Source organism: Flavonifractor sp. HCP28S3_F3, assembly GCF_052065355.1.
Taxonomy (GTDB): Bacteria; Bacillota; Clostridia; order Oscillospirales; family Oscillospiraceae; genus Flavonifractor.
The window spans coordinates 1-19,426 of the sequence record NZ_JBQHUF010000025.1 but is presented as its reverse complement, the minus strand read 5'-3'; the positions used below and the strand labels follow the sequence as shown (position 1 = coordinate 19,426).

Annotated in this window: 24 protein-coding genes; 21 read left to right on the top strand and 3 right to left on the bottom strand. The window is 47.7% G+C overall.

Translation table 11 applies throughout. The annotated features are described in order from the left end of the window. Nucleotides 1-517 precede the first annotated feature (517 nt). Nucleotides 518-1,603: a tyrosine-type recombinase/integrase gene (locus tag ACTNB1_RS14680; protein ID WP_441170521.1), complete on the bottom strand. Its 1,086-nt coding sequence runs from the start codon at nucleotides 1,601-1,603 to the stop codon at nucleotides 518-520. 147 nt (nucleotides 1,604-1,750) lie between these two features. Continuing rightward, entirely contained in the window at nucleotides 1,751-2,209 is a 459-nt protein-coding gene (locus ACTNB1_RS14675) for a helix-turn-helix domain-containing protein (protein ID WP_441170520.1), read from the bottom strand. 182 nt (nucleotides 2,210-2,391) lie between these two features. Here ACTNB1_RS14675 and ACTNB1_RS14670 point away from each other — a divergent pair, with 182 nt between their 5' ends. From ACTNB1_RS14670 to ACTNB1_RS14600, 15 genes are all read left to right on the top strand, one after another. Continuing rightward, entirely contained in the window at nucleotides 2,392-2,559 is a 168-nt protein-coding gene (locus ACTNB1_RS14670) for a helix-turn-helix domain-containing protein (protein WP_441170518.1), read from the top strand. A 17-nt stretch (nucleotides 2,560-2,576) separates the two neighbouring features. Beyond that, complete coding sequence (locus ACTNB1_RS14665) at nucleotides 2,577-2,903, top strand: LexA family protein (protein WP_441170517.1); 327 nt, start codon at nucleotides 2,577-2,579, stop codon at nucleotides 2,901-2,903. A 51-nt stretch (nucleotides 2,904-2,954) separates the two neighbouring features. Then, nucleotides 2,955-4,850, top strand: coding sequence for a DNA primase family protein (locus ACTNB1_RS14660; protein ID WP_441170515.1), 1,896 nt, complete (start codon nucleotides 2,955-2,957; stop codon nucleotides 4,848-4,850). Between the two features lie 197 nt (nucleotides 4,851-5,047). Beyond that, the gene (locus tag ACTNB1_RS14655; protein ID WP_441170513.1) at nucleotides 5,048-5,365 is read left to right on the top strand and encodes a hypothetical protein; all 318 of its coding nucleotides are present in this window, start codon (nucleotides 5,048-5,050) and stop codon (nucleotides 5,363-5,365) included. Nucleotides 5,366-5,370: 5 nt separating this feature from the next. Next, nucleotides 5,371-5,658 carry a Mor transcription activator family protein gene (locus ACTNB1_RS14650; protein WP_441170511.1) on the top strand — a complete coding sequence of 96 codons (288 nt, stop codon included), beginning with the start codon at nucleotides 5,371-5,373 and terminating at the stop codon, nucleotides 5,656-5,658. A 132-nt stretch (nucleotides 5,659-5,790) separates the two neighbouring features. Then, nucleotides 5,791-6,213 (top strand): terminase small subunit, encoded by a 423-nt coding sequence (locus ACTNB1_RS14645; RefSeq protein ID WP_441170510.1) that lies wholly within the window; start codon nucleotides 5,791-5,793, stop codon nucleotides 6,211-6,213. 120 nt (nucleotides 6,214-6,333) lie between these two features. Further along, nucleotides 6,334-6,780 carry a hypothetical protein gene (locus ACTNB1_RS14640; protein ID WP_441170509.1) on the top strand — a complete coding sequence of 149 codons (447 nt, stop codon included), beginning with the start codon at nucleotides 6,334-6,336 and terminating at the stop codon, nucleotides 6,778-6,780. An 82-nt stretch (nucleotides 6,781-6,862) separates the two neighbouring features. Then, nucleotides 6,863-7,675, top strand: a complete 813-nt coding sequence (locus ACTNB1_RS14635) for a hypothetical protein (protein WP_441170507.1) — start codon at nucleotides 6,863-6,865, stop codon at nucleotides 7,673-7,675. Between the two features lie 77 nt (nucleotides 7,676-7,752). Then, nucleotides 7,753-8,847, top strand: a complete 1,095-nt coding sequence (locus ACTNB1_RS14630) for a sigma-70 family RNA polymerase sigma factor (RefSeq protein ID WP_441170505.1) — start codon at nucleotides 7,753-7,755, stop codon at nucleotides 8,845-8,847. Continuing rightward, nucleotides 8,834-9,193 carry a hypothetical protein gene (locus tag ACTNB1_RS14625; RefSeq protein WP_441170503.1) on the top strand — a complete coding sequence of 120 codons (360 nt, stop codon included), beginning with the start codon at nucleotides 8,834-8,836 and terminating at the stop codon, nucleotides 9,191-9,193. Before ACTNB1_RS14630 ends, ACTNB1_RS14625 begins: the two co-directional genes overlap by 14 nt. Beyond that, on the top strand, nucleotides 9,193-11,160 hold the full coding sequence (locus ACTNB1_RS14620) for a tape measure protein (RefSeq protein ID WP_441170501.1): 1,968 nt from the start codon (nucleotides 9,193-9,195) through the stop codon (nucleotides 11,158-11,160). The genes ACTNB1_RS14625 and ACTNB1_RS14620 overlap by 1 nt, the downstream gene beginning before the upstream one ends. Nucleotides 11,161-11,445: 285 nt before the next feature. Next, entirely contained in the window at nucleotides 11,446-11,835 is a 390-nt protein-coding gene (locus ACTNB1_RS14615) for a hypothetical protein (RefSeq protein WP_441170499.1), read from the top strand. Nucleotides 11,836-11,841: 6 nt separating this feature from the next. Then, nucleotides 11,842-12,063, top strand: a complete 222-nt coding sequence (locus ACTNB1_RS14610; RefSeq protein ID WP_441170498.1) for a DUF7675 family protein — start codon at nucleotides 11,842-11,844, stop codon at nucleotides 12,061-12,063. Nucleotides 12,064-12,065: 2 nt separating this feature from the next. Then, complete coding sequence (locus tag ACTNB1_RS14605) at nucleotides 12,066-12,515, top strand: hypothetical protein (protein ID WP_441170496.1); 450 nt, start codon at nucleotides 12,066-12,068, stop codon at nucleotides 12,513-12,515. A 19-nt stretch (nucleotides 12,516-12,534) separates the two neighbouring features. Further along, nucleotides 12,535-13,236, top strand: a complete 702-nt coding sequence (locus ACTNB1_RS14600; RefSeq protein WP_441170495.1) for a hypothetical protein — start codon at nucleotides 12,535-12,537, stop codon at nucleotides 13,234-13,236. A gap of 436 nt (nucleotides 13,237-13,672) precedes the next feature. Here ACTNB1_RS14600 and ACTNB1_RS14595 read toward each other — a convergent pair whose 3' ends face one another. Beyond that, nucleotides 13,673-14,206: a helix-turn-helix domain-containing protein gene (locus ACTNB1_RS14595; protein ID WP_004221664.1), complete on the bottom strand. Its 534-nt coding sequence runs from the start codon at nucleotides 14,204-14,206 to the stop codon at nucleotides 13,673-13,675. Between the two features lie 191 nt (nucleotides 14,207-14,397). Between ACTNB1_RS14595 and ACTNB1_RS14590 the strand changes: the two genes are divergently transcribed. The 6 genes from ACTNB1_RS14590 to ACTNB1_RS14565 all read left to right on the top strand — a co-directional run. Next, nucleotides 14,398-14,598, top strand: coding sequence for a DNA-binding protein (locus ACTNB1_RS14590; protein WP_052792092.1), 201 nt, complete (start codon nucleotides 14,398-14,400; stop codon nucleotides 14,596-14,598). 3 nt (nucleotides 14,599-14,601) lie between these two features. Then, the gene (locus tag ACTNB1_RS14585; protein ID WP_052792091.1) at nucleotides 14,602-15,678 is read left to right on the top strand and encodes a site-specific integrase; all 1,077 of its coding nucleotides are present in this window, start codon (nucleotides 14,602-14,604) and stop codon (nucleotides 15,676-15,678) included. 2 nt (nucleotides 15,679-15,680) lie between these two features. Continuing rightward, nucleotides 15,681-16,001: a plasmid mobilization protein gene (locus tag ACTNB1_RS14580; protein ID WP_052792090.1), complete on the top strand. Its 321-nt coding sequence runs from the start codon at nucleotides 15,681-15,683 to the stop codon at nucleotides 15,999-16,001. Between the two features lie 7 nt (nucleotides 16,002-16,008). Then, the gene (locus ACTNB1_RS14575; RefSeq protein ID WP_052792089.1) at nucleotides 16,009-17,163 is read left to right on the top strand and encodes a helicase RepA family protein; all 1,155 of its coding nucleotides are present in this window, start codon (nucleotides 16,009-16,011) and stop codon (nucleotides 17,161-17,163) included. Between the two features lie 460 nt (nucleotides 17,164-17,623). Next, the gene (locus ACTNB1_RS14570; protein ID WP_052792088.1) at nucleotides 17,624-18,967 is read left to right on the top strand and encodes a plasmid recombination protein; all 1,344 of its coding nucleotides are present in this window, start codon (nucleotides 17,624-17,626) and stop codon (nucleotides 18,965-18,967) included. Between the two features lie 373 nt (nucleotides 18,968-19,340). Further along, nucleotides 19,341-19,426, top strand: an 86-nt coding sequence (locus ACTNB1_RS14565) for a GTP-binding protein (protein ID WP_330656708.1), incomplete at its 3' end; no start/stop codon positions are given.

Here is a 19,426-nt window from a genome sequence, read left to right as displayed (position 1 = left end):
CGGGCGGAGCGTATGCCTTACAGAGCTGAAAGGATATCAGGCCGCTGTCGGTCAGCCGGTCATCCAGCCCCGCCGTCCAAACAGCCGCCTGGACAAGGTGCGCCATATGTTCAGTAAGATTCCTTGATACGCCACAGCAAGGATGGTTATTGCATTTCCCTGCCTTTCGTGGTAAAATGTAGTTGTAAACCACCAGAGAAAACAACAACCCTGCTACCCCCCGTTATCACCACCGATAACAATTTGATAACAGCCCATCGTATAGGGCTGGATAATATGGACACATCAAATAATCAAAAAAATGAGGTATCAAATTTATGAAGCAAAATCCGTTAAATATGATGCCCAACAACGAGTGGGAATAAGAACCATTTTTCTGAACTCTCTGAATTAGTTTAGAAGTCAAAAGAATATAAAAGAAAAGCCACAGAATACAGATGAAAAAGTTCTGTATTCTGTGGCTCTTATTTATTGCCGTACTATAATCGTACTATTTGCGGAAAACTGCCTTGAATTTTTAGCCCTGTTGGGGGCCGCTGGAAGCGTTATGGGCTGCTTCAATCAGCGCCGCAACCTCTGAATGTTTGTTGGGGTAAAGATGGCTGTATGTCTGAAGGGTGGTTTCTATATTCTCATGCCCCAGCCGGTCAGCTATCAGCAAGGGGGAAAATCCCTTTTCAATCAGGAAAGAAGCGTGGGAATGTCGTAAATCGTGGATTCTGATCCGCTTGACCCCGGACTTCTTACACCCCCGGATCATTTCATGTAGAAGATAATGCTTCGTCTGACCGAACAGCCGCCCGGAGGGATCAGTTACATAAATGCAAGTGGAATATCGCTTTACCATATCGGACAGAAACGGGGGCAAAGTGATTATCCGTTTACTCTTTGGGGTTTTGGGTGGAAGAATCAAATCTTCTTTATTGTGCCTTGCATAGTTTTTGGAAATGCTAACTGTTCTGGCTTCAAAATCAAAATCGTCAACAGTTAAGGCCAGCAGTTCACCGGAGCGCATACCAGTCCAAAACAAAAGATTGAAGATCACAGCGGAAGGCGGTTTATCTGCTACCGCATGAATAAAGCGATTGAATTCATCTACCGTCCAAATCTCCATTTCATCAGCGTGTTTCTTCCCCATGCTACCGGCAAGGCGGCAAGGGTTACTTTCCAGCCGGTAATACTTCACCGCAAAATTGAAAATAGCACTGGCCTGATTGTTGACAGTCTTTAGGTAGGTTGGAGAATAGCCCTTGGGATCGGATAGAAGTTCATTTTGCCATTTGCGGATAGTGGCCGGGGTTATGGTGTTGATTGGCATATCCTTGAAAAAAGGGAGTAGCTTTGTGTTGATCAGAAATTCCTTGTTGGAATAAGTGGTGGGCTTCAGGCGGGGTTTGCAATCTTCCATGTAGAGTTCCACCAGAGAACCAAAAGACATATCACAGGAAGCGTGAGCCTTGGCCAGAAATTCCCGCTCAAAGTCTTGGGCTTCCTTCTTGGTTCGGAAGCCCTCTTTTTTCTTCTGCTTCCGGGTTCCTGTCCAGTCGGTATAGTAGAACTTGCAGAACCATGTTCCCGCCTTTTCGTTCTTGTAAACGGGCATTATATCACCTGTCTTTCTTGGAAAAAGGGTATGGCAAAGCTAAACCCCATGTGATATAATGTTCAATGGTGGTTGAAACATTAACTTCAAAAGGGTTTGTTTCGCCTGACCGCTTCCGGTGTGCAAGACCGGGGGCGGTCATTTTTATTATTTTTTGTTGCGCTGTTGCCATATCTGATATTCAACGGAATCAGCTATGGCTTTCTTGAATTCATCGAACTGACCACCTGTGAAGGTGGTTTTTTCTTTGCCTTTGATCAGTACAACATTGAGTTCTTCTGAATCAGCCGACCCTTCATAGGAAACAGAATACCCAAGTGTTTTTAGATACTGTTCAAAGGCTTGAATCTGTGAAACATCTTCACGCAGTTCTTTCAGCCTTTCAGGCCCAGCCTGAAGATCAAACCATTCCGGGCCGATCAGATCAGACGGAGAAACCCCAAGACCATCAGCAATCTTCTTTATGGTTTCTTTTTTGGGAATACGCTTCCCGGTTTCCCATTGGCAAATCATAGCTTCAGATACGCCTAATTTTTCTGCCAATTCCCGTTGTTTAAGATTTGCTTGTGACCTTACTATTTTGATATTTTGGCCGATGTTGTTCATTTTTCAGCACCCCCGTTTTAGTGTACCATACAGGGATGCGGAAATAAAGCAGAAGATTAAAAAATGTATTGACTTTAACATTTGCTTTTGCTAAAATGAGTATAGCATTAAGCGTATGCTAAAGTCAAGAGGAAATTTAGAAAGTAGGTGAAATAATGAGAATTGATAGGAAAAAACTGATTATGGCCATGCTGGATAGTAATCAAAATGCGTTGCAGTTGGCCGAAAAAAGCGGTGTTTCCCGTGTAACCATTTCCGGTGTGAAATGCGGGAAGTCTTGTTCTAAGAGTACCGCTGAAAAACTTGCCAAGGCCCTGAATGTCCCCGTGGAACAACTGATTGAAGAATAAGAAAGGATGTACTGACCATGAAAGAATTTACTTTGAACGCTGACTTTGGAATGACCGCTTCTGACGATGGGTTCGGCCTGTACGGCATTCATACCGGTGACATGATCATGTTCAAGAAAGCTGATGATCTCCCTTCCAACGGCTCCATTGTGGCCGTTTCCATCGACAATGGCCCCGCTACCCTGAAGCGCATTTCTTTCTATGGGGATTCTTCGGATTGCTACCTTGAAGGCGGTTCCGGTAAGGTTGTCCCTATCTTTATCAGCGCCGCAGATCATGACCGGCTGAAGATTTTGGGCGTGGCCGTTAGTGTGATTCACAGTCTGGCCTCTGTTTCCGAATGAAAGGGGCTTGACCCATGAAGCAAATCAACTGTATGAAAGGGGTGATTGTGAATGCAGTTATATAAAGGCTTTGTCCCTACAAAAGATAAGAAATGCCTATTTTCCTTTAAGAATGCAACATCGGATGATCTGCTGACATTTGATCAAGTCAAGAATCTTCCTGAATATGCTGGTATTCTGTCTGATGAAACGGTTCTCGTTGATGTTGATGATTTGGATCAATCTGTAATCTTGCTGAAGATCGTTGAAGCCTTGAACTTGAAATGCCGGGTTTACATGACTTCCAGAGGTAAGCACTTCCTATTCAAAAATACCCCTGACCTGATTAGAAGCAACCGCACAAAGGCCACCTTGGCCGTTGGCCTTGAAGCTGACCTGAAGGTTGGTTCCCGGAACAGTTATGAAGTTCTGAAGTACATGAATGAAGATCGGCCCATTATGTATGATGTTCCTGAAGATGAAATTCAAGAACTTCCAAAATGGCTGATTCCTGTAAAAACAGACATTGACTTCAAATCCCTTGGAGAAGGTGATGGGCGTAATGATGCCTTTTATCGGTACATTCTCACCCTTCAAGATAATGACCTGACCAAAGAAGAAGCCCGTGAATGTATCAGGCTGATTAACCATTATGTTCTGAAGAAGCCATTGGATGAACGGGAACTTGAAGTGATCCTGCGGGATGAAGCATTCCAAAAGCAATCCTTTTTCAAAGGCCGTACTTTTCAGCATGATCGTTTTGCTGAATATCTGAAGCGGGATTCCCATGTTGTGAAAATCAATGGCCGGTTGCATATCTATCAGGATGGCATTTATACCCCTTCACAAGAAGCCATTGAACGGGCCATGGTAAAAGAAATCCCGGCCCTGAAGGATGCCCAGCGTAAGGAAACACTGAAGCAACTGAACCTGATCTGTGAGAACAGAAAACCCGCTTCCCCGGAAATCATAGCCTTCAGCAATGGCCTTTACAATCTGAAGGATGATTCTTTTACAGACTTCACCCCGGATGTGGTGATCACAAATAAAATCCCGTGGCCCTACAATCCCGCCGCTTATTCTGAATTGCTGGATCACACCCTTGATAAAATTGCCTGTGGAAGATCAGAAATCAGGGCCTTGCTGGAAGAAATGATTGGTTCCACCTTCTACCGTTCCAACACTGTTGCCGGTGGCGGTTCCTTCATTCTGACCGGTGAAGGCGCAAACGGTAAATCAACCCTGTTGGATGCCCTGAAAGATCTTCTTGGGGATCAGAACATTGCTTCCCTTGACCTGAAGGAATTGGGTGATAGGTTCAAAACCGCTGAATTGTTCGGCAAGTTGGCGAACATCGGTGATGATATTGGTTCTGACTATATCGCCAATGTTGCCACCTTCCGTAAGCTGGTAACGGGCCAAAGGGTTTCCGCTGAAAAGAAAGGCCAAGATCCCTTTGAATTTGATAACTACGCCAAATTGCTTTTCAGCGCCAACGCAATTCCCCGGCTGGGCCGAACTAAGGAAAGCCCCGCTATCATGCGCCGGTTGGTAATCGTTCCCTTTGATGGCAAGTTCACTTCTGCTGATCCTGATTTCAACCCGAACATCCGTTATGATTTGCGTGATCAGGAAGTCATGGAATATATGATCCGCTTGGGGCTGGATGGCCTGAAGCGGGTGTTGAAGAACAAAGCCTTTACGAAATCAAAGGATGTGGAACAGGCTATTGAAGCCTACCGGATCGAAAGCAACCCCCTGTTGACCTTCCTTGAAGAAACTGATGCCGTGGTGAATAATCCGGTGAAACAGGTATATTTCAAATATCGGGAATTCTGCCTAACAAATCAGTTTGAACCTTTGAACAGAATTGAATTTTCAAGACAAGTTTCAAAGGCGCTGAACCTTACAACAAAGGGACAGCGGATCAATAAGGAAAAAGTTCAGGTATTCATACCGAAATCTTGAACATCATGAACGCAATCTTGTACACCTTAAAAGTCCTGAAAACAGAGCGGTTATGAGGGATGTACAAGATGTACAAGATTGGTTCAATTTCTTATTATAAAATAATCATCAAAAAAAATTTTCATAGTAGAAAAAAATATATAGTATATACCCCCCTTTTATCATGAACATCATGGACACAGAAAGGATGTGACAATATGACCGGTGAAGAATTTCTGAACTGGCTGGATGGTGTAAAGCACATTGAAAAAGTCGAATGGATTGTAAAGGGAACAGATTGCTTGGATGCTGAACAAATTGATGTGTCTGTGACCGCTGATGGTGAAAAGAAGGTTTTCTTCTTTGGTAGTGCTAAATATCTGGAACGGCCTGACGATTTTTGCAAGGTGTGTATGGCAATGATCGGGAACCGGGTAATGAAGCAAGTCGGCTTGTGTGATGATCTTGGCCCGTTCACGATGTATGATAATCCCTGTGATGTGGTCAACCAGACAATCAATGAATTGCGGCGGTGATTCCAATGGGAATGACCAACCAACAGAAACTTCAGACTTTGCGAAACCTGACCGGCCCGGAATTGTTTTCTGTGATCGTCAAAGAACTTGGTTCAGGCCCGGTATATATCCCGCCTGATGGTGATGGAGCGATACGGGAACCGAGGAACTTGAAAATTCAGGTCGATTTTTTATCCCCGGAGTTTGAAGGGGAGCCGTTGGGAAAGGTTTATCAGGTTTTGGCTAAAAGATATAATCTTTCCACCCGGCAGATCAAAAGAATACTGAAGCAACACACAAGCGGTTCAAGGTGACTTGGCCGCTTGTGTCTTATTATACACAATATATTGTGTCATTTTATTTGAGCATGTCACTTTATATACAATATGTAGTGATTTTATGGGAAGAAAATGGTATAATTGGTTTATCAGAAAGGTGGTGATTATATGACCCCAAGGCAACAGAAGTTTGTTCAGGAATACTTGATTGATCTAAATGCAAAACAGGCGGCAATTCGGGCCGGGTACAGTCCAAAAACAGCACAGGAACAGGCTTCAAGGTTGTTATCCAATGTTAAGGTTCAAAACGCTATTGCGGCCTTTATGGATAATATGACCGCTTCCAATATGGCTAATATTCAGGAAATCATGGAGCATTTGACCGCCGTAATGCGAGGGGAAGCAACTGAAGAAGTCCTGATATTTGTGGGTAATGGCGTTCAGCAGATCACCACCAAACAGGTTTCCGCTAAAGACAGAATCAGAGCGGCGGAATTGCTGGGCAAGCGTTATGGGCTGTTCAGTGACAAGATGAATATTGATGGCCTTGTTCCTGTGGTGATCGTGGGGGATGATCAACTTGAAGATTGATCCCCATTCCAACACCCTAAAAAGGTAAAAACCTGTGAAAACCTGTTATCAAAATGCTATCCCCGACATTTCCGACACCCTAAAAGGATATGGCTATTTTACCGGAAAGAAGGTGATCCTGTGAAGAAACACCCCATCACAAAAGTTTATGTATCAGCGGCCCCGAATGGCCGAATCAAGGCCAAGGCTTACCGGGGCAACAAGAAAGATGAACCAGTTCTTTTTGACACGGTTCAGAATTTTTTTGAATGGCCTGAACTTTCTGAAGAAACCAAAGTTGAATTCACTCCCAAAGGCATTATTCCCCGTATGGCCTTACCCTGTGAACCGATATTCTACTTCTGCGCCCCTGATGAAATCAAAGACTTCATATCCCTGACCGATGCTGGGGATCGTGTCGGGTGGTTGGAGAAGTACACAGATTTGATCAAGGCGCTTCATGCTGAACAGTTTGATGTTTCATGTATTGTGGGAAACAGTGTGGATTTTACTGATTTGATCAGTAACCCGAAAGGCTATACCCCGGAAGAAATGATCCGCCGTTATGAAGATATTTGGTCATTTTAGAAACCTGTTAGTAACAAAAACGGCCAAAAATCAATAAATACCAGCATTTTGCAACTATTAAAAAATGAAGGGATGAAATAATATGAAAACTTTTGCCCAGATCAGAGAATATGCGATTGCTCAATATCAGAGAATTGCCAGCAAACGGGACGAGGTTAACAAGAACTATGAAAAATTACTTGAAATGAACATCTATACCCCGGAATACTTGCAGAAAATTAAGGATGAAGGCGAAGCCGAGGTTGCCAAGGTTTGTGCTTCTGTGGCCGCCGATCTGGAAGCGGTGGTAAAGCTGACAGTTTCGGAAAAAAAGACGGCGCTGAACAAGATGCTGACGGATGCACCCAGCGCCGAACAGATGAACCTTCTGACTTCTCTTCAGGTTCAGGGTAATACAATTACAGCCGATGAAGTCAAATCTATTGCCCTTCAGCTTTCCGGGAATTACAGGGCGCTTCACACCCTTCAAGTTATTGCCGAAAAGGCAGGGCAGAAGCTTCATCTCCCGGTTCAGTATGACTATCAGGCGTTGACCGATGCACTGAATTGGGCTGAAAAGTACCTGTATAATGTGGTTTCTGATGTGAAGAACACCACCGATTACCGGCAGATGGGCTTGGACAGTAAAGTTTTCCTTGATGTTTGGGGCGGCGCTGATCATGGAGCGCATGATGATCTGAAGTATAAAAACAATGCGGTTGATATTCTGGACGGTAACGAACAGACCACGCCCACTGTGGAACCCCGCAAGTTGACCGATCAGGAACGGATCATTGTGGAAAGCCTGTTTTCCGATGGCGTTCCCAATGGAGATGCCATGACACAGATCATGAACAGCCCTGAATTGCGTACATTGGTTAGCCTTCATCCAAAGTATAAGGCCCTGCTGAACTGATCCCCGGTTCCCCTGAAGGCTTTCATAACCGGCCTTCAGGGGAATCCCCCCCCCCATTATAGGAAGAAGGTGAACCAATGACCAATGAAGAACTTGTGGCCTTAATCCAAGCGGGGGATCATGTTCAGGATAATATGGGCCAACTATATCAGCAAAACAAAAACTTCATTGTAGGGATCGCCTTACCGTTTTCCAATGCCGCTGATATGGATGATCTCATGCAGGAAGCCTATTTTGGATTATACAAAGCGGCACAAAAGTTTGATCCTGATCTTGGATTCAAGTTTCTTACTTATGCGGAATATCCAATTAGGGTATCTGTCCAGCGATATTGCCAAAACAACGGGCAATTGAAACGGGTTCCCGTCCATGTTTTGGAACAGATTTCAAAGTACCAAAAATTCCGTTACGATCTCCGTGCTGTTACTGGTACAGACCCAACCGATGAAGAATATTGTCACCACCTTGGAATTTCAAAGTCTAAACTAAAAACCCTTCGTTCCTATATGGCCGGGGCTGAAATAACCAGCTTGGATGAAGCTATTCCCGGAACTGAAGATTATTCACTTGCTGACACCATTGCAGATGATTTCAACCTTGAAGAATCTGTGGCTGACAGCGTTGGTGATCAACAGGTACAGGCTGTCATTTGGGGTGCTGTTTCTGACCTTGGCGGTAAGGAAGCGGATATAGTTGAAGGTTACTATAAAAACGGTGAAACCCTTGATAATCTGTCAAATCGTCTGGAAATCAGTAAAGAAAGGGTGCGGCAAATCAAACATAATGCCATTGGCACCCTTCGCCACAACCGGAAGCTAAAAGAAGCCGCTGAAGTTTACGGCTATGGTTGCGCCCAATCCTATCATTGGGGAATTGGCCGCTTCGAGGAAACAGGCACTTCTTCAACAGAATTTTTGGCAATCAAGCGGATTGAACTGGAAGAAGGGCAAAACCGTAATCTGCAAAAGGCCCGTGAGCTGAACGCAAGTATTCCCTTAATCGCTGACGGATTCCGAAACAGAAACAAGGGCTATACCCCACATGGAATCAAATCTTTGGAAGAAATAAACAAAAAACTTGAATCTTTGAACAAAGAAGTTGAAGCCCATAAAAAAGCCAATCAAGAAAAACTTCAAGAGAAAAGGGCGGTGAAAAACAATGCTAAAACATGAAAACCCCAACATTGAGATTATCAACAAAAATCTGTGGGCCGTGCGCTTCAGCTTGATCCCGTTTATTCCCCAGATCAGCTATGAGCCTGATCCTGATGTTCCTGTTGATCAGGTTCCGGGGCAGTTGGCCCCCGGTGGGCTGATGATCTTGAACAAGGATTACAGGCAGTATGAGAGGGTTAAACGGGCTACAATTTCCGCTATGAGCCTGAAACCCCGGCAGATCAATAAAGAACTGGATGCTTTGGCCCATGATCCGGTGAACAGTCCTATGCAGGTGATTTGGCGTTATTGCCTATTGGCTGAATTGGAGCGCCGTAAAATTAAGAAAGGTGGTGTGGCATAATGGCAACAATCAGAACTGCAATTTATCTGTATGACGGCATGACCCGCCCACTTCAGGCCATGAACCGTGGCATGAATACCCTGATTAACGCTATGGAAAATGCCCAAGGAACCTTTGACCGTGGATTTGATTCCACTGTTCTTCAGCAGGTCAGAGAAGATATAGCGGAAGCAACCGTGGGGTTTGATCAGATGGAACAGAATATCAGGCAATCGGATCACGCCCAAGACCGGTTTAACGATTCCATTCGGGATGGTTCCACCGCCGCTGACGGCCTTTGGAACAAGCTGAAGGGAATTGCGGCCACCGTGGGTGGATTGACCGCATTGAAGAAGCTGGTTGACCTATCGGATAGCATGGCAAGCACCAAGGCCCGGTTGAATCTGATCGTGGATGATGGCGGTTCCGTGGCCGATTTGGAAAAGAAAATTATGGCTTCCGCACAGCGTTCAAGGGCTTCTTACCTATCTACGGCTAAAGCCGTTTCTCAAATGGGCCTGATGGCCGGTGATGCCTTTGCCAACAATAATGAACTGATCGCCTTCACGGAAACCCTGAATAAACAGTTTGTTATTGCCGGTGCAAATGCGGCGGGTGCTGAAGCCGCAACACTTCAGCTTACACAGGCTATGGCTTCCGGTGTTCTTCGTGGTGAGGAATTGAACAGCGTTTTTGAACAGGCTCCCAATGTGATTCAGTCTATTGCCGATTATCTGGATGTTCCCATTGGACAGATCAGAACAATGGCTTCTGAAGGGCAGATCACCGCCGATATTGTCAAGAACGCCATGTTTGCGGCGGCTGATGAAGTAAACGCTAAATTTGAATCTATGCCTCTGACTTGGGGACAGGTTTTCACACAGGCCGGGAATATCGCCCTTCAGGTGCTTCAGCCCCTTTTGAACGGAATCAACTGGCTTGCAAACAACATTTCTATCATTGGCCCCGCTGTTTTGGGTTTGGCCGGTGCCTTTGCGGTGTTCCAGATCGCCGCCCATTGGACACAGATTGCGGCGGCGGCAACGGCCATTTATCATGGCGTGGTCAATTTCCTTTCCATCGGCTTTGGCGTTCTGACCGGCAACACAGCGGCGGCTTCTTCGGCGGTGTTCACCTTCAATTCTGCGCTGTTGGCCAACCCCATTGTTTGGGTGGTAATGCTGATCATGGCATTGATTGGCGCATTGTATGCCGGTGTAGCCGCTTATAACAAGTTCACCGGTGCTGGTGTTTCTGCAACCGGCATTATTGGCGGGGCCTTTGCTGTGTTGGGCGCTTTCCTGATCAACAGCTTCATTGTTCCCCTTCAGAATGGCTTTGCTATGATCGCCAACTTCCTTGGCAATGTGTTCAATAACCCCATTGCCGCTGTGAAGGTTGCTTTCTATGATATGTGCCTTACCGTGATTGGCTATATCACCAAATTGGCCCATGCCATTGAAAATTTGCTGAATAAGATCCCAGGCGTAACCGTGGACATTACCAGCGGCCTTGATAACTTCTATGCGGGATTGGAACAGGCCCAACAGAAGGTGAAGGATGAATCCGGTTGGGTTGAATATGTCCAGAAGATGGATTTCATTGATTACTCTGATGCCGCTTCCGCTGGTTACAAATTCGGTGAAGGAATTGCTGATAAGATTTCCGGGGCCTTCAATTTGGGCGGTGTTGAAGCCTTTGACCTTGGCAACACCCTTGATGGTATCTATGGCAACACCGGCGATACGGCCAACAATACGGCGGCCACCGCTGATGCTTTGGATATTACGGAAGAAAATTTGTCTTATTTGCGTGATATTGCAGAGCGTGAAGCAATCAACCGGTTCACCACCGCTGAAATTCATGTGGATATGGGCGGAGTTACCAACAACCTTGCTTCCGATATGGATATTGACGGGGTGTTGGATGCCTTTGGTGAACGCCTTGCAGAAGAAATTGAAGTTCACATGGAAGGTGTGTCGGCATAATGAATCATCCTTCTGAAAAAGCACGGCCACCCCCTTTGAAAAGTTAATTTCATAATCCTTTGTCAAATTACCTTCCATTCTTTAGCCCCGGATCAAGTAGGATGATCCGGGGCTTTTTCTGCCTTTGGTAACATGATAGTAACAAGAGAAGCGGGAAACCCTTGATATTTCAGGGGCTTCCCGCTGTTTTGCGTTTATTGGGTGATAAAAGCGCCCGTTTTGTTGCCGTTGCGTTCCCTTGCCGCCTGTGGTATGCTGTTGGTATACTGGAAGGGGGTGAACGCCTTGGGGAAAGGATATACATACAGATGCTCAAACTGTGGATTGGAAAAGGAATTGCTTACGGGTATAGGCTTCATAGTCCATCAGGAAGCCGCTGTGGAGCGGGAAAGCGTGTTGGCGGGTATCTATGGCCCCAAGGCACAAGCGGCCCTTGTGGCCCATCCTGAAGCCCCTGTGGAAGTAGAACACGCCCTATTCCAATGCGGAGCCTGTGGAAAGCTGGAAAGCCGCTTGGCCGTCACGATAAAGGCCGCTGTTCGGGTTCGAATTCACCAGCGGTGTGAGTGTGGGAAAATCATGCACCGGATCAGAGCGGGGAAAGATATTGTTTGCCCCAAATACAAACACCCCTTTGAAGCAACTGATCTGATAGCCGTTACCATGTGGGATTGAAGGGCGGTGGGATCGGTGCTGTTCTACAAACAAAATAAAACCGATCAGATTTGGTGGGTAGACACTTCGGAATGGGATGGATATTTCTTGTTCAGCTTTGACCGGAAAACGGTTTTCAACCTGTTTTCCGATTATCCACACAAGTTGACAGCAGAACAGAAAGAAATCTTTGATCGGGAAAATCCATTTTGGGCTGACTTTTTCAAAGATAGACAACGGGGGCTTTGATTATGAACTATGAAAAGGTTTTGGAATATGCAAAATCAGAAGGCTATGATGGCGCTGAATACTTAGGGCGGTATCATGGCTTCTTCTGCTATGCACCGTTCTATGATCTTCCGGTTGGTGAAGCTGTTCCCCCAACCGGGTTGCCCTGTCTAATCTTGGTGGATCAGGCCGGGAACATTCACCTTTCTTCACCGGAAGAAGCTGTTCTTTATGGTGATGGAATTAGGAAACAGCTTGAAGAAGATTTTGTTGGGCGGTTCGGTGGGCGGATGTATTATGCCTGCCCTTCTGGTTGGCCCATCTATGCTCACAGGGGCCGGGATTATCATTTGGATGAGGATATTGCTGATCCTGAAGCTACCATGAAGAAAAGTTTGAAACAGGGTACGAATCTTCTAATCAAGACCTTCCCGAAAGTAGATTTGTACCCTGATCAAACGGTGGATTATTGAATTTGAAAGAGGAATGACCATGAAATTATTAGAAAGAGCAAAATCCTTGATTGCAGATTCAGAGGTTAAGGAAGGCACAAAAGATTTTTTAGCTGATGCTGTTTCAGCTTTGTTGGGTGATCCTGTTGCGGCGGGAAAAATTATGCTGTCATTGATGGAAAGCCCATTCTTTTTCCAAGAAAAGCTATTTTGGCAGAAATTTGAGATGTTCATTTACGGGATTGACATGAATGAAGAAGAACGAGCAAAGTTCTGTGCAAAACTGACCGAGGATGGCACAAAGGGAGATAACCCATACAGATTACTTCAGGCTATCAACCATGCTGAAACACGGCGAAAAGTTGAGTTCCTAATCAATGCAAGCCGGTCATTGGGTGCTGGATTTATTGATCTTGCAACCTATTTTCGGATATGCCATGCCATTACAAACACGATGGAAGAAGATTTGGTTTTCCTGTCAAAACATATTCAGGATAAAGAAGATTTTGGATATAGTGATATTATTCAGGGCCTTCAAAATGCAGGGCTAATGCGTCAAAGTGTTATTGATGCAAATGGCGATGATAGATTTGTGTTCACGCCTTTTGCAGACACACTTGATCAATTTGCTGTCAGCTACAATAATGTTGAACGCTACCCGATGATGGGGAATACAACAGCCCCTTCTGAACGCTCTGTTGGAACAAAGATAACCCAATTGGACTGGGAGGAGATAGTATGACTTCTAATTGAAAGTTAATTCTCAAAGGGTGCTGGACTTTCTTTGATCCTGATGTGGTGTATTGAGTTCAGGGCGGATGAAAAATAGCGTACTAAAACCGTACTACCTGAAGTTCAGAGATTGTTTTAGAGTTTATTTCAGATTGAATATCATGAACTTTTTGCCGGATTTGACCCATATTTTCCGCAAAAGACACACTTTTCAGCTATGTTCAGTGTAAGCGGAAACAGAGTGGGAATAACTGACAAAACCCGCAAAGCCTTGAAAACACTGGGGTCTTAAAGCGGAAACGGGGCATTTGATAGCAAATTGATAGCAGATACCAAAACCGGATTTACTTTGTTCACTCCCGTATAACGGGTGGCTTGCGGGTAAATCCTCCATATCCTAAGAAAAAGGTCTTGCTGACTTTCACCAGTCGGCAAGACCTTTTTTGTTATTTGTCTTTTCTCTGTTTCTTCAATCCTTTTATCAGAGCATCGCTTAATTCCTTCGAGGGGACTTTGGCCCACCGCTGGGTGGTGTCGTACTTCGGGTAGTTGTAGCGCCAGCGGTCATAGTCCTCCTTGGTGATCTCCCCGGCCTCCAACTTCGCCGCCTGTTCCCGCCACGCAATCAAGATTTTGTTCAGCTCACTGGCTTGACGGCCTCCCTGAAAAATATCTGCTTGCAGGCAGGCACGTCCATCCGCCTCTACCACTTTCAGACTGTAAACATCCTCCAAGGCGAACAGCGTATGGGCCAAACCTATGTAGTTGTCTATGTCCGGGACGCTCAACGCCTGGGGCGATACATCTAATGTATGCGCCAGGGCAGCGGTCAAGTCGGCCTTCGGCGTCCGGGTGCCTGTTTCGTACTGTGCCAGACGAACATCGGCGGAACGCTCTGGAAAGCCCACCGCCATACCAAGATACTTCTGTGTCATACCCCGGAGGGTGCGGAAAAAATGGATGCGCTCTCCTATTGCCATAAATGCCAACTCCTATCTGGTGGTTTCTGTCGAAAGTAGTATAACATATTCGCTTAGTAACAGTCAAGAGTATCTTAAACAAAAAAGTTAAAAATTATTCCGCAAGCAACTTGACAAAGCAAATTTGCTTAGTTATAATAGGTTAAGCATAAAGGCTTAGTTCTGGGGCCATGAAAGGAGGTGAGCGCACAATGGCAAGCACCATGTTCATGCGGGTGGACGAGGTAGCGGAGGAATTAGGGGTTTCTGTCCCCTATGCCTATAAGCTGATTCGTTCTATGAATGCGGAGTTGAAAAAGACGGGCTGTATTACCATTTCAGGCCGCATCGACCGCAAATTCTTCCACGAAAAATTTTATGGCACAAGAAGCCAGAGCGAAAGGAGTGATTAACCTATGGCGGCGTTTAAGAACAAGGCCAACGGCACTTGGTACGTCCAATTCCGCTATACGGACTGGAAAGGAGAGCGCCAGCAGAAGTTAAAGCGTGGCTTTGCCACCAAGAAAGAGGCCCAGGCGTGGGAACGGGAGTTTCTGATGCAAAAGCAGGCCGATGTGAACATGACCTTTGAGAGCTTCGCCCAGCTCTATGAGAAGGATATGAAGCCCAAGCTGAAACTGAACACCTGGCTGACAAAAGAAAGCATCATCCAGAAGAAAATCCTGCCGTATTTTGGAAAACGGAAATTGTCGGAAATCACCGCCAAGGACGTGATGGACTGGCAGAACGCGATCCGAGGGTTAACGGACGCCAAGGGAAAACCCTATTCCCCTACCTATCTCAAAACCGTCCACAATCAGTTAAGTGCCCTCTTTAACCATGCTGTCCGCTACTACGGCCTCCAGGTCAATCCTGCGGCCAAGGCCGGGAACATGGGGGTGGAGGAACGGCGTGAAATGCTGTTCTGGACGAAGGAAGAGTATCTGAAATTTGCCGACGCCATGATGGACAAGCCCCTCTCCTACTATGCCTTTGAAATGCTCTACTGGTGCGGTATCCGGGAGGGGGAACTGCTGGCCCTCACCCCAACAGACTTCGACTTTGAGGCGGGTACAGTGTCCATCAGCAAATCCTATCAGCGGCTCAAGGGCAAGGACGTGATTACCACTCCTAAGACGAAAAAGAGCAACCGTGTCATTAAGATGCCCAAATTCCTCTGTGGAGAGATGGAGGACTACTTAAAGATGTTTTACAGCACCGGGGCAAATGAACGGATTTTCCCTGTCAGCAAGCACTATCTCCACCATGAAATGGACAGAGGTGCGAAAGCGGCGGGAGTGAAGCGGATCAGAATTCACGACCTCCGACATTCACACATTTCCCTGCTGATTGATATGGGCTTCACCGCCCTGGCAATCGCTGACCGGGTGGGGCATGAGAGTATCGATATCACCTACCGCTACGCCCATCTGTTTCCTACAAGGCAGACGGAGATGGCGGACAAACTGGACTTTGAAAGGATGGGAACGTAACCATGTCACTGAAAAACCGAGACAACAAAAATCGCTGGAGGAACAAGACCGTGGCCTTCCGGGTGTCCCCGGAGGAAGATGAACAGATCGAGGCCGCTGTGCGGCTCTCCGGCCTGACAAAGCAGGACTACATCACAAGACGCCTCCTGTGCCGGGACGTAGTGGTACAGGGTAATCCCAAGGTCTACAAAGCCCTGCGTGACCAGCTTGCCGCCGTTCTGGACGAACTGCGGCGGGCCGAGGACGGGGCTGGCGTGGACGATGAACTGCTGGACACCATTCAGATGATCGCCGCTATCATGGGCGGCATGAAGGAGGATTGATAGATTGATGGATTCCAGAGAAACGAAAAGGACTGTCCCGGTTCCGTCTGTTGGCGCAGACGGGGAACAGCCCATTTCACAAACACCTACCGCAAGTATAACAGAGGAAACGACAGAAAACAATCCCCCTGAAAAAAATTATGCGGAACTGCTGCGGAAAATGCAGCGCATGAACGACCCGGCGTATCTCCCCACGATTTCCATGAACGAGTTGTACGAGAACGTCTATCAGAGCAGACCGCCCGTCATTGACGGTCTGCTCTATCCGGGGACGTACCTCTTTGCGGGAGCGCCCAAGGTAGGCAAGTCGTTTCTGATGGCCCAGCTTGCCTACCACGTCAGCATGGGCCTCCCCCTGTGGGACTATCCCGTTCACAAGGGGACTGTCCTCTATCTGGCGCTGGAGGACGATCACCGTCGCTTGCAGGAGCGGCTTTACCGGATGTTCGGCATGGACGGCACCAACGACCTCCTCTTTTCCATCTGCGCAAAGCAGGTCGGCAACGGGCTGGAGGAACAGCTAAAGCGATTCGTGCAGGAACACCCAGACACCAAACTGATTATCATTGACACCCTTCAGAAGATTCGGGAGGCTGGCGGGGATAAGTACAGCTACGCCAACGATTATGAGGTGGTAGGAAAGCTGAAACGCCTTGCTGACGCTTGCGGCGTCTGCCTCCTACTGGTACATCACACTCGGAAGCAGCAGGCCGACGACAAGTTTGATATGATCTCCGGCACCAACGGCCTGTCGGGGGCAGCAGACGGGGCCTTTCTTCTTCAGAAGGAGAAGCGGACGGACGGCACCGCCACCTTGGATGTGGTAGGACGTGACCAGCAAGACCAGCGGCTCTATCTCATTAAGGACAAGGAACACCTGACATGGACACTGGAGCGGATGGAAACGGAGTTGTGGGTAGAACCCCCCGACCCGGTGCTGGAGGCCGTAGCCGCCTTTATCACGGCGGAGAGGCCGTCCTGGGGCGGTACGGCCACGGAGTTGGCGGCAGCCCTGCAAGTGGATATGAAGCCCAATGCCCTGGCGATGCGGCTGAACGTCCGGGCCGGGAAACTGGCAACGGACTATCATATCCGCTATGAGAACACCCGCACCCACGCCGGGAGAAGTATCAGCCTGACCCTGGATCCTCCCCAAGCGTGACGACCGTGACGGCTGTGACGGCTTTTTTGAGAGCGGGGGCGGTGTCCAAAACATCGTCACGGTCGTCACGGCTGTCACGGGGAGCGGGGTCAAATGTCAAGGGGGCATACCTGTGGGTGGAGATTGCCGCAAGGCAATACAACCCGAACCCCTTGATATTTGGCCCACGGAGGACACTTGCCGGGTGGTGGAAAGGCTGTGCCTTTCCACCTGCCCAACGGCGAGTGGAAAAGTTTAGGCGGGGTGCAGGGCGCCCTTTTCAAAGGGCGGCCCTGCTGGGGGAGGCAACCGCAGTTGCCGGGGGCAAAGCCCCCGCACCCCCTCGGAGAGCCCACGGCACTTTCGCACCAACGGGGCGAAAGTGTCATAGTGGGTTATTACACTTCCCGCAGGAAGTGCCTTCCCCGAACCCCCGTCCATTTTCAACAACCAAACATCTGAAATGGGAGGATTTTTGCCTATGGCGAGAGGCGACGGCATTGACCGCACCAACGCAAGAAATATGAGGCTGACCGCTGCTAAAATCGGCAACACCCAGCAGCACAACGAACGCGAGAAGGATTCCTATGTCAACCAGGACATTGTACCAGAGCGGACGTCGCTCAATGTCCATTTCAAGGTCCCATCCGCAGGGTATCAGGAGATGTTCTCCCAAATGGAGGCCGATGGTGTGATCTCCACCCGTGGCATTAAGGCGGACGCATTTCGATACGGTGAGTTGGTCTTTGATGTGAACTCCGCCTACTTCTACAATCACGGCGGCTATGACTTCGCAAAACAATTTTACACCGACGCATACAAATCCGCAATCAAAATCGTAGGTGGAGAGCAGTATATTTTGTCGGCGGTCATGCACGCCGACGAACGCAACCGGGCTATGTCCGAGGCGCTGGGAGAGGACGTGTACCACTACCACCTCCATGTGGTCTATATCCCGGTGGTGGAGAAGGAGATACGATGGACAAAGCGGTGCAAGGACAAATCCCTGGTGGGCAAGGTCAAAGAAACCGTTATGCAGGTCAGCATGAGCAAAAAGTGGGCATCCCAGCCCGCAGTAGACGAGGCCACCGGGGAGCCATTACGAACAGCAAAGGGCAAGCCTGTGCTGAGAAAGTCGTACAGCGTCTTGCAGGATGATTTCTTTCAGCAGATGCGCTCCGCTGGCTACACGGACTTGGAGCGTGGAGAGCGTGGCAGTTCCGAGGAACATCTGACGGTCACGCAGTTCAAGGTGAAGTGTGAACAGGAGCGGCTTGCACAGCTTCAGGAGGCGGCTGTGCTGGCCCAGGCCGAGGTTGACCGAAGGAACAGGGAGGCGGCAGCTGCCGAAAAGGAAGCGGCCCAGGCCAAGGCCAAACTAAACGATGTGGCCCACATGCTGAAAGGCATGGAGAAGCTGGCGGAGGAATTTTCCAGCGACCCGGAACAGGTCTTGCCAGAAGCGGGACCGCTGGAATCGGCCAGGGCCTACCGGGAGAAAAAGGCCAAGCCCTTATGGGCGAAGATCGTCAAGGTGCTGCGGTCTGTCTACCGGGCCTACTGCGACCTCAAATCCAAATTTGAGCGGCTGCAAGCGGACTATGGCCGGGAGGTCAGCAAAAATAGTTCCTTATCAGAAAGGATTTACGAGGTCTGCGCCGAGAGGGACAGTCTAAAGGGAAAGGTCAGGGACTATGAGCGGGTCAGGCGGGCCATTGGCCCGGAACAGGCGGACAGAATATTAGAGGCCGCTTACCAGCAGGAACAGGCTGAAAAGGAACGGAAACGGGACGCAAGGCAAAAAGCAAGATTAGGCGCACGATAATCACCAAAAACGGAGGGTGTTCCAGTGAATGCCCTCCTGATTTATTTGGGGAATCGGGTAAAATAATTTCTTGTTTTTTAGAGTGTACTATGATATACTGCTATTATCCTGATTTGAGGAGTCTACCAAATATGCGGCAAGGTATTCTTAAATAAAATTTGATAATGGGCGCAAAAATGATTGCCCCTTGCAGGGGCTTAGTTTTTGTACCCAATTTAAGAATACTTTTGCCTTTTTAGTAAATATCGTGACGGACAGCGGCTCATGTAAGCCGTCATACTTCTGTTTGTCCGAAGTCATGATCCCCAGCGGTAAAAGTATTAGCCGCTGGGGATTTTTATGCCCTTCGGGGCAGTAAAGGGAGGACAATCACATGAAAATAATCAATATTGGAATTCTTGCCCATGTAGACGCTGGAAAGACGACCTTGACGGAGAGCCTGCTATATGCCAGCGGAGC

Bases quoted from the DNA above. Each gene is read 5' to 3' on its own strand.
- ACTNB1_RS14680 (WP_441170521.1), bottom strand. From the start codon at position 1,603: ATGCCCGTTTACAAGAACGAAAAGGCGGGAACATGGTTCTGCAAGTTC.
- ACTNB1_RS14620 (WP_441170501.1), top strand. From the start codon at position 9,193: ATGGCAACAATCAGAACTGCAATTTATCTGTATGACGGCATGACCCGC.
- ACTNB1_RS14575 (WP_052792089.1), top strand. From the start codon at position 16,009: ATGGATTCCAGAGAAACGAAAAGGACTGTCCCGGTTCCGTCTGTTGGC.
- ACTNB1_RS14665 (WP_441170517.1), top strand. From the start codon at position 2,577: ATGAAAGAATTTACTTTGAACGCTGACTTTGGAATGACCGCTTCTGAC.
- ACTNB1_RS14635 (WP_441170507.1), top strand. From the start codon at position 6,863: ATGAAAACTTTTGCCCAGATCAGAGAATATGCGATTGCTCAATATCAG.
- ACTNB1_RS14670 (WP_441170518.1), top strand. From the start codon at position 2,392: ATGGCCATGCTGGATAGTAATCAAAATGCGTTGCAGTTGGCCGAAAAA.
- ACTNB1_RS14660 (WP_441170515.1), top strand. From the start codon at position 2,955: ATGCAGTTATATAAAGGCTTTGTCCCTACAAAAGATAAGAAATGCCTA.
- ACTNB1_RS14655 (WP_441170513.1), top strand. From the start codon at position 5,048: ATGACCGGTGAAGAATTTCTGAACTGGCTGGATGGTGTAAAGCACATT.
- ACTNB1_RS14595 (WP_004221664.1), bottom strand. From the start codon at position 14,206: ATGGCAATAGGAGAGCGCATCCATTTTTTCCGCACCCTCCGGGGTATG.
- ACTNB1_RS14645 (WP_441170510.1), top strand. From the start codon at position 5,791: ATGACCCCAAGGCAACAGAAGTTTGTTCAGGAATACTTGATTGATCTA.
- ACTNB1_RS14590 (WP_052792092.1), top strand. From the start codon at position 14,398: ATGGCAAGCACCATGTTCATGCGGGTGGACGAGGTAGCGGAGGAATTA.
- ACTNB1_RS14630 (WP_441170505.1), top strand. From the start codon at position 7,753: ATGACCAATGAAGAACTTGTGGCCTTAATCCAAGCGGGGGATCATGTT.
- ACTNB1_RS14625 (WP_441170503.1), top strand. From the start codon at position 8,834: ATGCTAAAACATGAAAACCCCAACATTGAGATTATCAACAAAAATCTG.
- ACTNB1_RS14570 (WP_052792088.1), top strand. From the start codon at position 17,624: ATGGCGAGAGGCGACGGCATTGACCGCACCAACGCAAGAAATATGAGG.
- ACTNB1_RS14585 (WP_052792091.1), top strand. From the start codon at position 14,602: ATGGCGGCGTTTAAGAACAAGGCCAACGGCACTTGGTACGTCCAATTC.
- ACTNB1_RS14605 (WP_441170496.1), top strand. From the start codon at position 12,066: ATGAACTATGAAAAGGTTTTGGAATATGCAAAATCAGAAGGCTATGAT.
- ACTNB1_RS14675 (WP_441170520.1), bottom strand. From the start codon at position 2,209: ATGAACAACATCGGCCAAAATATCAAAATAGTAAGGTCACAAGCAAAT.
- ACTNB1_RS14650 (WP_441170511.1), top strand. From the start codon at position 5,371: ATGGGAATGACCAACCAACAGAAACTTCAGACTTTGCGAAACCTGACC.
- ACTNB1_RS14580 (WP_052792090.1), top strand. From the start codon at position 15,681: ATGTCACTGAAAAACCGAGACAACAAAAATCGCTGGAGGAACAAGACC.
- ACTNB1_RS14600 (WP_441170495.1), top strand. From the start codon at position 12,535: ATGAAATTATTAGAAAGAGCAAAATCCTTGATTGCAGATTCAGAGGTT.